This is a genomic window from Rhodoferax ferrireducens (assembly GCF_031458075.1).
Lineage (GTDB): Bacteria > Pseudomonadota > Gammaproteobacteria > Burkholderiales > Burkholderiaceae_C > Rhodoferax_B > Rhodoferax_B ferrireducens_A.
In genome coordinates this window covers 1124128-1137496 of sequence record NZ_JAVDXT010000001.1, presented here as the reverse complement: position 1 = coordinate 1137496, position 13369 = coordinate 1124128, and the positions used below count along the sequence as shown (strand labels likewise).

Genomic DNA, 13369 nt, shown 5'->3' with positions numbered 1-13369 from the left:
CTGATATCCGCTGCGGGGATCAAACGGTTCTTTGCATCATTCGTACTCACGGTGAATCTCCTAGGGCCTGGGGGGTTGCGACTTTGAAACGGACGGGATGATTTGAGAGGCTCATGGGCTGGCACAGACACGTGTGACCCAGCAAGCTGCAGCGAGCGTGTCTGCCGAACCGCCGGGCGACAGCCGCTGTGCCACAAAGGCATCGGCAATCGCATGCAACTCCAGCAATCCTCCGGCACGGGCGATACCACCACGATCCAGGAAGCCTTGCGCGCTGCGTTGGGCGTAGCGCAGGCCGGCCAGGCCTCCACGGTGGGCAAGATTGCTGTCGTCCAGAACGGCCAGGGTATGGAACAAAGCGTCAATCCGCGCCTCCTGGGGTGCCAGGCCGCGGTTCAGTGCCTGCGTGAGCGCGGGCAGCGCCGTGTCGAACAGCACCGGGAAAGCCAGAGCTGCTTCTTCAGATGCGCCGCGCAGACCGAAGCGTGCCGCGGCCATGCCTCCAGGCAAGCGGGATGTGCGCTGGCTGCGTCTGGACAGCGCATCGCCCCAGTACCTGCGCAAGGAGGACCGCAACAGGTCTGGATGCAATACACCACCGTGGTCGCGCAGGGTGGCGCCAGCCGATGCACACAGCAGGCCAAGCATGAAGATGGCCCCGCGGTGCGTGTTGATGCCACCGGTCGCGGCCAGCATGCGGGCCTCTGCGGCCATGCCGTATTGCTCCAGCACCCCGAACTCGGCGCCGCCGAAGCCCGCCTCGGCGATCTGCACAAAGTAATGGCGAAGCGAGAACAGGCTGCGCATGAATGTGTGGGCATCCATGTCGCCATGGCTACCACTGTCGATCAAGGTCACCAGCCCGGGCTTGGGGGTCAGCGACAGCTCGTCATACAGTGCCAGCGTGGCGGCGCGCCCGATCTCAGCGGGGCTCAGCCGGGGCTGGGCAAGGGGGTGGCTTCGCAAACCGCGCATGGCTGTTGCTTCTTTCAGGCGGCGTCCAGCACACGCTGTACCACGGGTGCGGCAAGACGGCGCCCGCCGCGCTGGGCACCGTCTTGCGCACGGGTGTCTTCGGTGGGGGTATGGCGCAGCGCGTCGCGCAAGGCGGCCGGCAGGTCGCCCTGCCACAGCGCACGCACGCCACCCATGGCCACGTAGTTCTGCACGCCAGGGGCAAACACCGGGTTGGATTGCGAGAGCGCCGCCAGCTTTTCCTCGGGCAGCTTGGTCACGCGTGCCATTGCGGGAATCCGCATCACCCGGATCTCCGCTTCTGGCAGGGCATAGCAGGCGTCGGCAATCAGGCCGGAGGTGATGAAGCCACCCGACAGTGCCTGGTCGTACACCAGCCCGATAACCCGATGGCCGCGGCGGCGGGCCACGTCAATGGTGGTGCCAAGGTGCGCCATCGCACGGTTGATGCCCAGAAGCTCGTCCCGGCGGCGCAACTGCTGCCCCTGGGTGTCGATCAGCAGCAGAATCGGCCGCCCCGGATGCTGCGCCATGGTGTCTAGCACCACGCGGGCCTGGGCCAGCGCGAGCTTGACGCCAATCGGCGCATGATTCGTCGTGCCGATCACGGTGACATGTTCGCCTTCGAACACCACATCGCCCTGCAGGAAGTCGCCGTCAGCGCGTATGCCGTGGCCAGAACCGAAGAGTTGCGTGGCGAGAGATATCCACTCCATATGAGGCTCCTTCTTAGATGGTGCGCAGCGCGCGCACCGCGTCGACCGAAAGCTCGGGCACCTTGTCCGCGTCGACAACGCCGAGCGCGGTCCAAAGCAATTCCGCATCGTCGCGCTCGATGTTGTCGGGTGGCAGCGCGAGCCATCGCCGGGTCAGCAATGCATGCTCGACTTCCAGCGCGGCGGGGGTCAGCGGCATGGATTGCCCGATGGCCGCAATCGCAGCTTCGCGAAAGGCTGCGACGTCGTCCTCCACCAAGCTATCGCAATCTCCGGTGAGCCAGCGGTGTTTGCCACCGGTGGTGCGCCAGACCAGCGCGCGGTCGCGCGAGTCGAACTCGTCCACACCGTGCGAGGCTTCGATAACCTCGGGACCTGACATGGCCAGCCGGCCGGAGTCGCTCATCACAATATGGTCGGCACAGCGCGCCACGATGCCCATGCCACCGAAGCAACCGTTGGCACCGCCAATCAGCACCACCACCGGGATACCTGCAGCACGTACATCAAGCAGCGCGCGCATCACTTCCGATACCGCAATCAGTCCCGCATTGGCCTCGTGCAGCCGCACGCCGCCGGATTCGGCCAAGAGCAAAACCGCCGTGGGACGGTCACGCAGCGCACGCTGCAGCAGACCGACCAGCTTGGCGCCGTGGACTTCGCCGACACCGCCGCCCATGAATTCGCCCTCTTGCGCGGCCACGAACACGCTGTGGCCATCGAGTGTCGCCCGGCCTACGGCCACGCCGTCGTCAAAGGCCGATGGCACGCCCAGCTGCGCCAGGTGCGGGCTCCTGACCCGCTCGCTGGGCGGCAGCCATTCATGGAAGGTGCCTGGATCGAGCAGCAGCGCGATCCGCTCGCGCGCCGAGCATTCGGCAAAACTGATCATGCTGTTCCCCCGTGGATGCCGGCCACAGCCTGGTCGAGCCGCAGGCTGACCACCGCGGGTGTGGCCCCCATGTCGTTGATGGAGACGCGCACACCGGCCAAGGCGTGGCGCGCGTTGAAGTCATTCACCACCGCCTGCCAGATCGGAGCAAAGCCACGTGCCGAAGTCTCAACATGCACCACGCAATCGGTACCTTCGGCTGCCTCCAGCAAGATTTCAAGATTGCCGGAACCCACGACGCCCGCCAGCACCGGCGCAAAAGCGCCTGCAGGCCGACCGCCGGAAAAAGAGAAGTCCAGGGTTTCGAGCCCTGCGGGAATATCGCTCATGCTGAATCTCCTGCTACCAGTTTCTGAAGCGCTTGGGCGGCTGGTACAGCCCACCCGAGGCGCGGACCAGGTCGCGCATGCTGCGCGCGGCCAGTAAGTTGCGCGTGGCATGGCGGGGGTCGATACCCAGGTCCTGTGGCCGCCGGATCACGCCCCGATCACGCAGGTTTTCTACCGCACGCAGGTCGCGCGCCAACCCCACGGCGGTGTAGCCGGCTACGCCACGGATGGCTTGCTCACGCTCTGCATCGCTTCGGCACAGCAACAGGTTCGCGATGCCCTCCTCGGTCAGGACGTGCGAGACGTCGTCACCGTAGATCATGATGGGCGGCAGATCCATGCCGGCCTGTTCCTGCAAGGTCCAGGCATCCAGCCGGTCGACGAAGGCCGGTTGCATGTGCTCACGGAAGGTTTCCACCATCTGCACCACCAGCTTTTGCCCGCGCGGCGTGCCGGCCGCGCCCGTGCGGCCGTTGCGCGCCTCGCGTCCGGCCTTCAGCCAGGCAGGGCTTGAATGGCGGCGACCGCGCGCGTCCGCGCCCATGTTGGGCGCGCCGCCGAAGCCGGCAATCCGCCCCAGCGTCGCCGTGGAGCTATTGCCATCGAGGTCCATCTGCAAGGTAGAGCCGATGAACATGTCGCAGGCATAGTGGCCGGCCGCCTGGCAGAACGCACGGTTGCTGCGCAGACTGCCGTCCGGCCCGGTAAAAAACACGTCGGAGCGTGCACGGATGTAGTTCTCCATGCCCAGCTCGGAGCCAAAGGAATGCACAGATTTCACCCAGCCCGCCTCAATGGCGGGAATCAGCGCGGGGTGGGGATTCAACGCCCAGTGCTGGCCAATCTTTCCCTTGAGCCCCAAGGACTCGGCATAGGTAGGCAGCAGCAGTTCAATGGCCGCGGTATCGAAGCCGATGCCGTGGTTCAGGCGCTGCACACCGTACTCGGCATAGATACCCTTGATCGCCATCATCGCCATGAGGATCTGCACCTCGCTGATTTGCGCGGGGTCGCGCGTGAACAGCGGCTCGATGAAGTTGGGGCGCGGTGCCTTCACCACGAAGCTCACCCAGTCGGACGGTATGTCGATGCGCGGCAGCGTGGTGGTCTTGCCGTCAACAAACTCGTTCACCTGGGCAATCACGATCCCGCCGGAGAACGCCGTCGCCTCCACGATGGCGGGGGTGTCCTCTGTGTTGGGGCCGGTGAACAGATTGCCTTCGGCATCGGCCGCATGGGCGGCAACCAAGGCCACCTTGGGCGTCAGATCTACGAAGTAACGCGAAAACAACTCCAGGTAGGTATGGATGGCACCAATCTCGATGCGCCCCCCCGATACCAACTTGGCCAGCCGCGCGCCCTGGGGCCCGGAGAAGCTGAAGTCCAGACGCGATGCCACGCCGTTCTCGAACACGTCCAAGTGCTCCGGCAGTGCCAGCACGGACTGCACCATGTGCAGACCATGGACCCGCTGCGGATCCACCTTCACCAGAGCCTTCGCCAGGAAATCGGCCTGCTTCTGGTTGTTGCCTTCCAGACAGACGCGGTCGCCGGGCGAAAGCACCGCTTCGAGCAAGCGGCCTATGGCTTCTGTTTCAACGCGCTTGCCAACAAGCAGCGTACCCAAGGCGCCCGACGCGCGCGCCAATCTGGCATTGCGGTCATCTGCCTTGGAGGTCCAGGAATGGGTGTTCATGGCTAAGTTGGGTTGAGCGGATGTGAAAAGACCGGCGCTCTACAGCACCACGAAGAGAAACCACACGACGACCGGAGCCACCAGGGTCACGATGGCGCCATAGATCATCAGCTGCCGGAAGAACACGTCACGGTCTATGCCCTTGGCATTGGCCAGCACCAGGGCGCCGTTGGTGGAAAACGGACTGACATCGACGATGGTGGACGAAACCGCCATGGCCGCGATGAAGCCAATCGCCCCGACGGCAGAATCGCCTTGCAGAAATGGCACAGCCAGCGGAATCAACGAGCCCAGCACGGCAGTCGACGAGGCAAAAGCAGACACCACGGCACCGACGAAGCAGAGCAACAGGGCCGCCATCAGCGGTGAGGTCAGGCCCGCCACGCTGTGGCCCACGAAATCGATGGTGCCCATCTTGTCCATCACGCCGACATAGGTGCTCACGCCGACGATCAGCATGATCTCGGGCCAGGACACTTGCCCCAATGCGCGCTTCTGGAGATTGGGCGCCATCAGCGTGAGCAGCAGGCCGATGGTGATCGACACGAAGCCGATGTCCTGCTTGAAGAACAGCGTCAACACAGCCAAGGCCAGCAAGCCCAGCACAGTGACAGCCTGGTACATACGCGAGCCAGCCTCGGCGGGAGACGATGACGAAGGGTCCATCAGCGAATCAGCGCCCGGCGTGGCGGTGCGCCGTTCTTCGGCGAACGACTCGCCTTCCGCATCGCCGTACATCTGCGCACCGCCTTGCCCATGTGCGACTCGGCCCACTGCGGGCACCGCACCAGTCGCATCGGCCTTCTGGCGGACCAGCTTCATCCCGCCAAAAACGAAGAACAGCAGCGTCGCTACGGCCAGATTGACGCCCAGACTGGCCATCATGGTTGCCATCTCGTTGAGCGGCAGCCCCGCCTTGGCCACGATCTTGTTGGTGATACCACCATAGATACTGATCGGAGAGAACCCACCACCCTGCGCGCCGTGCACGACCATCAGGCCCATGAGCAAGGGATTGATGCCGTACTTGGCGGCAAAGCCCAGCGCGATGGGTGCAATGATGGCAACTGCTGCCGGGCTCACCGCACCTACCGACGTGAGCAGGGCGGCGATGAAAAACATGATCCATGGAATCGCGGCGATACGCCCGCGCACCGCCCGCACCGCCAGCCTGACCAGCCAGTCGATGGTGCCGTTGTTCTGGGCCAGCGCAAACAGATAGGTAATGCCCACCAGCGTGAGAAACAGGTCGGCGGGAAAGCCACCCATGATCGCCTTGGCATTCATGCCGGCGACCAGCGTCCCGACCAGGAATGCGCCAACAAAGGCGATCACGCCCATATTGATCGGCAGCACAGTGGCCAGCACAAACATGCCCACCAACGCGTAAATTGAAATCCAGTGCGAACTCATCGATGTGTCTCCGGAGATTTTTATGGCAACGCACAATGGATGCACGTCTGGGTGCGAACAATACGCACGCCCTCCGGGACGATCAATGAAGCAGTTGGATCGATCTTTACGCCAACTGAAACGATCGGGGGTTAACCCGAACGATGGGTATGCGGCGTACTCAGCCCAGTTCCGCGCTCAAGCTGCGGCAGACCGAGAGCAGCGCCAACAGATTGGGATCACGTTCCCGTGTGCGCAGAAAATTCAGCGATATGGTCTGGCGCATCAGGTACTTTTTCTGCAGCGGAACCAGCTGCACTTTCTGCGGCATGATGCCGCCCACCCGCCCGGGCAGCAATGTGTAGCCCACACCGCCGCCCACCAGGTTCATCAGGGAAAAAATGTCGCCCGTCTTCATCACCACATTGGGCGTGAAGCCGGCGACGCGAAACGCATCCACGAACCCGGCGTAGGTGACAAAGCCCTCGCTCAAGGTAACGAAACGTTCATTGGCACAGACGGCCAAGTCAATCTCATCCATCCCGCCGTAGCGAGACCCCACTGGCGCGGCAAAAAAAATATCGTCTTCGAACAAGGGCTGGGACTCCACATCCGCCGCATTTTCGGGCGTGCCCATCAACACCGCATCGATGGCACCGTCGCGCAACTTCTGCAGCAGGTCCGCATTGGAGCCCAGCACCAGTTCCGTCTGTATGTCGGGCTTGCGGATCTTCATGCCCATGACCAGTTTCGGAACCGTCCGGTCGGTGAGGGAATACAGAGAGCCTATGCGGATGCGATCAGCGGAGTAACCCGCCACCTCGCGGGTGGAACGCACGCCCTCGGACATTGTGCGAAGCACCTCGCGGGCCACATCTGCCAGCGCCTGGGCGGCCTCCGTCGGATGCAGGTTGCGCCCTTCGTGTCGGAACAAGGCACAACGCAGCCCCGTCTCCAATCCATGCAAAGCGCGGTGCACGCTCACGGAGCTGATCTCCAGCATCTCGGCCGCGCGCGTCAGGTTGCCGGTCTCCATAAAGGCCAGCAGAATCTCTAGCCTGCGGAAGGTGATCTCTTCATCGAGGTGGAGGTGCATGGTCAACCTGCGTTTGGACGGCGCATTCTAAGTGAACAGCCCTGCATGCCTGCTGCCACCCCGCCCTTCACAGCGCATGCCAAAAGCCATAAATTTCATGGATAAAAAGTGCCGCTAGCGCATATAAAAATTGCACGATCCGCTACCAATTGAATAGCAAAATACAGCTTGCAGCATCAGATTGCCGGGATCCCCTGCATCCCCGCACGCCCCCTTACTTCCCCCAAACAGCCAGCAAAGCGCCGGCGACTACATCAAGCAGGTCGCCAAAGACAAGGGCTAGACGTACCGCTGCTGCAGCACAAGTAGCACCTGCGCCTGCAGCTCTTTATTTCATAGCAAGCATGCCGCGGAGCCGCAATCGTGGAGAAGCAGGAGAATCTAGGCTGCCCGCCACTCGCAACCGCCCCTGCCATGCCGATCCGTCCAGAAACGCCCGCCGACACCCAAGCCATCTTTGCGCTGACCGAACGCGCGTTCGCCGGGCACCCCCACTCCAGCGGCACAGAGCCGCACATCGTCTCCGCGCTGCGCACCGCGGGCGCATTGACGCTGTCTCTGGTGGCCGAAATCGATGGCACCGTCGTCGGCCACGTAGCCATTTCGCCCGTGACCATCAGCGATGGCACGGCGGACTGGTATGGGCTGGGGCCGATCTCGGTGGGCCCGGCCTTCCAGGGCCGCGGCCTGGGGTCCGATCTGGTGCGCGCGGGCCTTGCGCGCCTAGCAGCGCTGGGTGCGGCGGGCTGCGTGGTGCTCGGCGATCCGGGCTACTACACACGCTTCGGCTTCCAGGCCCAACCCGGCCTGGTGTATCCCGGCCCTCCGGCGGAATACTTCATGGCGCTGGCGTTTGGGGCCTCCCACCCGGAAGGACGGGTCGCGTACCACGCGGCGTTTGCTTGAAGCTGCTAAGCCAATCCCAGCAGGTCCGATGGCTCGAATCGCGCAAAATCGGCCTGCGGGGTTTGTCGAAATTTTTATACCTGTATAAAGACCGGAAAGAACCCAGAAAATCAAGGCTGCAAGCCACTTTCAAGAGAACTCGGATGGATGATTTAAACCTCGACAGTCAATTTAAACCGCAGATTTTGCGGTGTGGATCACGTTAGCCAGATCGTGAGCTATTACCAGCGTCCAGTTTCAGAGCTGCTTCGGGGGCCGCTTTTGCACACTCCTCAAGGTTGGGTCGTGCTAGCGTCCGTCTTACTTTATGCCGGAATTGCTGGGCTCGGTTTAATTCTGGGGGTTAGTCCATTGCTCGCGAAATCTTCTTCCACATTTTTCGTGCTTTGCGCGGCTTGGCCGTTCATTACATTTTTGTACTTTGTGCGCGGTTCTGCTCCGCACTTTGCACCATCGAAAGCACGCACGGTCGAGCTTGCCGTCGCGGCTTTGCTTCCTATTGCCTTTTCTGCTTGGCGGGCTTATGTCTAGTGCTGTTTTGGCTAACATTTCTTTCCATCGGATCGCCTTCGGCGTCCGCTGAAATCTGACATTAAGCCCCTCAGGCGCCATCCCGCTCATGCAATCTCCCGTCATCGTTGCCCTGGATTTCCCGAGTAAAGCGCAGGCGCTCGCACTCGTCCATGCGCTGGGGCCGTCCGCTACTGCGTACAAGGTTGGCCTGCAACTTCTGACCGAGGAGGGGCCCAGCATCGTGCGCGAGCTCGTCGCTATGGGCAAGGAAGTTTTCTTGGATCTCAAGCTGCACGAGATTCCAAACTCTGTCGCGGGCGCAGTGAAGGCGGCCGGGAAGCTTGGCGCCACCATGGTCACCGTGCACGCGTCGGGTGGTTCGGCGGTGCTGCGCGCGGCAGTCGCGGCCGCAGCGCCATTCCCTGGCCTCAAGATCATGGCGCTCACTGTCATCACGAGTCTGGGGGACGAAGACCTTTCGGAAATTGGCCTTGCACCGTCTGTACGCGCACAAGTCGAACGCTTGGCCAAGCTAGCCGCAACCTGCGGTTGCCACGGCGTAGTGGCATCCGCAAACGAAGCCGGGTATCTGGTGGCGCAGTTGCCTGCGGGAACACTCATCGTCACGCCAGGCATCCAGCTCAGCGGTGGCGGGAGCACGGACCAGGTACGCATTGCAACCCCGCAGGTGGCGCGTCGCAATGGAGCAACCCACGTCGTCATAGGTCGCTCCATCACACAAGCCGCAAGTCCATTGCTCGCGTTCGAAGAGGCTGTCGCAGGCATGGCTCCAGCGAGTGGGGACTAAAACCGCTTCTCAAAATGCCATTTACACCATTCCACTTCGGTCCGGGCGGTGCGATCCATGCCATTGCGCCACGCCACGTAAGCTTCATTGCTTTCGTTGCGGCGAATGTCCTCATCGATACCGAGCCCCTGTATTACATCCTCACCCAACAAGAACCTCTTCACCGATTTCTGCATACCTACGTTGGAGCCACGCTTGTTGCTGCGGCAACCGTTTTGCTTTTTCTTCTTGCGCGAAAAATGGCTCCGTTGGTCAAGCTCCCCAATTTTTTCCGTTGGCAGGAACTCAAGCCAAGTCCAGTGGCCATTGGAGCGGCCACAGGCTGCTACTCCCACATCATTCTTGACAGTGTGATGCACGCAGATATCCGGCCGCTGGCGCCGTTTAGCCAGGCCAACCCGTTGTACCTCTTGATTTCCATCGACGAGCTCCATGGCTATTGCCTTTGGGCCGGTGCGGCATCGCTTGTACTTCTTCTGGGCCGAAGGCTATTTATAGGCTATCGCGCCAACTAAACATTTGACAGTTTTTGCTACGGTTTTATTGAATGAAAAGTGCCACCAGCGCATATACAAGCTGCGCAAGCAGCTACTTATTCAATAGCACACTATTCAGATCACCCTGAACCCATGCGTCCCATCGCGCCCCAGCTGTTCCACCAAACCAAACTCCCAATCCAGATAGCCTTGCATCGCTTCGCGCGGGCTGTCCGTGCCCTCGTACGGGCGGCGGTAGCGGTCGGTGCGCGGTGAAGCCAAGCGGGTTTCGCCGTGTTCCAGCGGTAGCCCGGCGGCGATCCAGGCGATGGTGCCGCCCTTGAGCACAAACACTTCGGCGCCCGTCAAGCGCTCCAGCTCGACCACCGCGTAGCGCGCCAGCAGGCTGCTGCCGCAGGTCAGCACGTAGCGCTTGGCCTTGGGGATCAGGGCCAAGGCCTGGGCCAGGCCGGCGCGCGACAGGTACCAGGCACCGGGGATATGGCGCTTCACGTAGTTGACGCTGGTGGTCATGTCCAGTACCGCGATGTGGTCGGCGGGCTCGGCCTGCAGCCAAGCCGCCAGCTGGGCGGGGCTGATCCATTCAGCATGGCCTTCGGGCTCCGGCACTGGTGCAGGCGGGTGGCCGGTTTCGCGCCAATCGGCGACCTGGCTGCCGTCGAGTACCCATACATCCCAACCCATCTGGGCCAGCCAGGATGCGCTCATGTTGGCACGGACTCCGTCGGTGTCGGCCAGCACGATGCGGGCGCCGCGCACCGGTGCGGACACATCGGTTTCCTGCACCAGTTGGCCGCCGGGGGCGTTCGAGAAGCCCGGCAGATGGCCAGCGGCAAATTCCTCGCTGGTGCGTACATCAAAACGGTAAGTGGTGCGGCCGGCTTCGGCCTGGAAGCTCAACAGGTCAGCGGGCTGGGCGCGCTGCACGCCCGAGCGGTCCGCCACGGCACGCGCTTGGCTGGCGGCATCGGCGCTGGTCTGTTCGGTGATGGCCCGGCCTTGCCGCTCAGCACCGTGGTCCAGCACCTGGCCGGCCAGCTTCCAGCCTATGGTGCCGTTGCGCAAGGCGGATACGGGGTTGGGGATGCCGGCGTTGACCAGCGACTGCGTGCCGATGATGCTGCGGGTGCGGCCCGCGCAGTTGACGATGATGCGGGTCGCAGGATTCGGCGCCAGCGCCTGGGCACGCAGCACCAGCTCGGCACCGGGCACGCTGATGCCGGTGGGGATGCTCATGGTCTGGTATTCGTCGAAACGGCGGGCGTCCAGCACCACCACGTCGGCCTGCTGGTCGATCAAGGCTTTGACTTCTTCGGCCGACAACGAGGGCGTGTGGCGCTGCGCTTCGACCAGTTCGCCGAAGGCCTTGCTTGGCACGTTCACGTCCTTGAAGATTTCGCCACCGGCATCGCGCCAGCCCTGCAGGCCGCCGTCCAGCAAGGCCACATCGGTGTAGCCCAGCTTGTGCAGCGTGCGCGCGGCCGGCTCGGCCAGACCTTCGCCATCGTCCAGCACCACGATGGCGGTGTCGCGGCGCGGAATGCGGCTCCAGGCATCCAGCTCGATGCGCCCGGCCGCAAAGTTGGCGGCAAACAGCGGATGGGCCTGGGCAAACGGGTCTTCTTCGCGCACGTCGATCAGTGCAATCTCCTGCCGCGCCAGCAAGGCCTGGCGCACGTCGTGGAAGGTTTTGAGGGGCAAGGGGGTGGACATGGAACTCCTGGGGAAAATCGGTTAAATCGTTTGCGTCGAAAGGAACGCGGCGGCATTGCTGTAGCCAGAGACAAAGGGTTTGCGGGTGCCGTCCTCCAGGTACACCGAGCGCTGGACTTTGCCGATATCGGCGCCGTACACGTGGATGCTGATCGACACCTGGTCGGCCAGGGTATTGCGCACGCGGTGCACGTCGCCTATACGCGGCGACACCGCATCCACCTCGCCAGGCGCCAGCGCGCGGGGCTTGCCCTGGGCCACCCAGCGCTCGCTGGCGTCGCGCGCAAAAGCCTGCGATTCCTCGGCCCCGCGCAGCATGCCGATCAGCCCCCAGACCGTGTGGTCGTGGATGGGTGTGGCCTGGCCCGGCCCCCAGACAAAGCTGACCACCGAGAACCGCCCCAGCGGGTCGGCGTGCAGCAGGTACTGCTGGTAGTACTGCGGATGCGGCTGGGCGTAGGCCGTGGGCAGCCAGTCGTCGCGCTCCACCAGCTGGCCAAGCAGGCTGCCGCCCTGGGCCAGTATTTCCAGCTCGGTGGGCTGGCGGTCCAGCAGGCGGCCAAGTTGCTGCACAAAGCTGCTAAGCCGTGCGGTGTCGTAGGGGGTGGTCATGCGTGGTGAAGGCGTCGTCAATGGTTCGTAGATGGCCATGCGCAGGCGCACAGCCCATTTTGAAGATGGCTTATTGCAACCGATTTGCGGGCCGGGCGCGGATGATTCTTTGCATATGCATCCCTGTTTTTCTTATTTCCCTTGGAAGCTGGAATCCATTGCAATCTGCCTCCTGCACAGATTTAACAGAGGTACTGCATGTTCACGTCCGACGATCGCACCCGTTTCAACCCCGGCTGGTCACGCCGCCAATGGCTGCGCGCTGCCGGCCTGGCCGGCGTGGTGGGAGCCGCCGGTGTGGCCGGCCGCAATGTGCGGGCCGCCGGCAAACTGCGCGACATCAAGCTGGCCTGGAATGCCGGTGCGGTCTGCCTGTCGGCCGTGCCGGTGGCACTGGAGCGCGGCATTTTTGAAAAGAATGGCCTGAATGTCGAGCTGGTGAACTTTGCCGGCTCTACCGACCAGTTGCTGGAAAGCATTGCCACCTCCAAGGCCGACGCCGGCGTGGGCATGGTGCACCGCTGGATCAAGCCGCTGGAGTCGGGCTTCGACGTCAAGCTGGTCAGCAGCTCGCATGGCGGCTGCACCCGCCTGGTGGGCTACGCACCGGCCGGCGTGACCAGCCTGGCCAAGCTCAAGGGCAAGACCATCGCCGTGTCCGACCTGAATAGCCCGGGCAAGAACTTCTTCTCGGTACTGCTGGTGAAGGCCGGCCTGGACCCGGAGAAGGACGTGAGCTGGCGCCAGTTCCCAGCCGACATGCTGGGCTTGGCGGTAGAGAAAGGCGAAGCCCATGCGATCGCCGATGGCGACCCGAACCTGTTCCTTGTCGAGCGCCGCACCAAGGGCCTGGTCGAGCTGGCCACCAATCTGTCGGGCGAATACGCCAACAAGACCTGCTGCGTGTTGGGCGTCAGCGGCAAGCTGGTGCGCAACGACAAGCCTACCGCGGCCGCATTGGCGCGCTCCATCACCGAGGCCTCGGACTTCATCGCCAACTACCCGAACGAAACCGCCAAGATCTACAGCCCCTATTCCAAAGTGCCGGTAGAAGACCTGCGCGCCGTGCTGGGCACGCTGACGCACCGCAACCACCCCAGCGGCAACGACCTGAAGAAAGAGATAGAGTTCTATGCCCGCGACTTCAAGCTGGTCGGCGTGCTCAAGCCCAGCACCGACCCGGCGCGCTTTGCCGAGTACGTGTACGCCGACGTGCTTGCCTGA

13 protein-coding genes are annotated in these 13369 nt (G+C 63.1%); 3 read left to right on the top strand and 10 right to left on the bottom strand.

The genetic code is table 11. From position 1 onward, the window contains the following. Nucleotides 1-111: 111 nt before the first annotated feature. The 7 genes from J2X19_RS05375 to J2X19_RS05345 form a co-directional block, all read right to left on the bottom strand. Nucleotides 112-975 (bottom strand): triphosphoribosyl-dephospho-CoA synthase, encoded by an 864-nt coding sequence (locus J2X19_RS05375; RefSeq protein ID WP_310371307.1) that lies wholly within the window; start codon nt 973-975, stop codon nt 112-114. Nucleotides 976-989: 14 nt separating this feature from the next. Then, a complete protein-coding gene (locus tag J2X19_RS05370; protein ID WP_310371305.1) occupies nt 990-1691 on the bottom strand; it encodes a biotin-independent malonate decarboxylase subunit gamma in 702 nt (233 codons plus the stop codon). A gap of 13 nt (nt 1692-1704) precedes the next feature. Further along, nucleotides 1705-2583: a biotin-independent malonate decarboxylase subunit beta gene (locus tag J2X19_RS05365; RefSeq protein WP_310371303.1), complete on the bottom strand. Its 879-nt coding sequence runs from the start codon at nt 2581-2583 to the stop codon at nt 1705-1707. Then, the gene (gene mdcC / locus J2X19_RS05360; protein ID WP_310371301.1) at nt 2580-2912 is read right to left on the bottom strand and encodes a malonate decarboxylase acyl carrier protein; all 333 of its coding nucleotides are present in this window, start codon (nt 2910-2912) and stop codon (nt 2580-2582) included. Before mdcC ends, J2X19_RS05365 begins: the two co-directional genes overlap by 4 nt. A gap of 13 nt (nt 2913-2925) precedes the next feature. Next, a complete protein-coding gene (gene mdcA, locus J2X19_RS05355) occupies nt 2926-4608 on the bottom strand; it encodes a malonate decarboxylase subunit alpha (RefSeq protein WP_310371299.1) in 1683 nt (560 codons plus the stop codon). A gap of 39 nt (nt 4609-4647) precedes the next feature. After that, nucleotides 4648-6021 (bottom strand): SLC13 family permease, encoded by a 1374-nt coding sequence (locus J2X19_RS05350; protein WP_310371297.1) that lies wholly within the window; start codon nt 6019-6021, stop codon nt 4648-4650. Between the two features lie 160 nt (nt 6022-6181). Then, nucleotides 6182-7096 carry a LysR family transcriptional regulator gene (locus J2X19_RS05345; protein WP_310371295.1) on the bottom strand — a complete coding sequence of 305 codons (915 nt, stop codon included), beginning with the start codon at nt 7094-7096 and terminating at the stop codon, nt 6182-6184. 414 nt (nt 7097-7510) lie between these two features. Between J2X19_RS05345 and J2X19_RS05340 the strand changes: the two genes are divergently transcribed. After that, the gene (locus tag J2X19_RS05340; protein ID WP_310371293.1) at nt 7511-8002 is read left to right on the top strand and encodes a GNAT family N-acetyltransferase; all 492 of its coding nucleotides are present in this window, start codon (nt 7511-7513) and stop codon (nt 8000-8002) included. Between the two features lie 619 nt (nt 8003-8621). Further along, nucleotides 8622-9323, top strand: a complete 702-nt coding sequence (gene pyrF, locus J2X19_RS05335) for an orotidine-5'-phosphate decarboxylase (protein ID WP_310371292.1) — start codon at nt 8622-8624, stop codon at nt 9321-9323. Here pyrF and J2X19_RS05330 read toward each other — a convergent pair. The 3 genes from J2X19_RS05330 to J2X19_RS05320 form a co-directional block, all read right to left on the bottom strand. Next, entirely contained in the window at nt 9320-9757 is a 438-nt protein-coding gene (locus J2X19_RS05330; RefSeq protein ID WP_310371290.1) for a hypothetical protein, read from the bottom strand. The genes pyrF and J2X19_RS05330 overlap by 4 nt on opposite strands. Nucleotides 9758-9934: 177 nt before the next feature. Further along, entirely contained in the window at nt 9935-11533 is a 1599-nt protein-coding gene (locus J2X19_RS05325; protein ID WP_310371288.1) for a rhodanese-related sulfurtransferase, read from the bottom strand. Nucleotides 11534-11554: 21 nt separating this feature from the next. Continuing rightward, nucleotides 11555-12145 carry a cysteine dioxygenase family protein gene (locus J2X19_RS05320; protein WP_310371286.1) on the bottom strand — a complete coding sequence of 197 codons (591 nt, stop codon included), beginning with the start codon at nt 12143-12145 and terminating at the stop codon, nt 11555-11557. Nucleotides 12146-12343: 198 nt separating this feature from the next. Between J2X19_RS05320 and J2X19_RS05315 the strand changes: the two genes are divergently transcribed. Next, nucleotides 12344-13369, top strand: coding sequence for an ABC transporter substrate-binding protein (locus J2X19_RS05315; RefSeq protein WP_116604453.1), 1026 nt, complete (start codon nt 12344-12346; stop codon nt 13367-13369).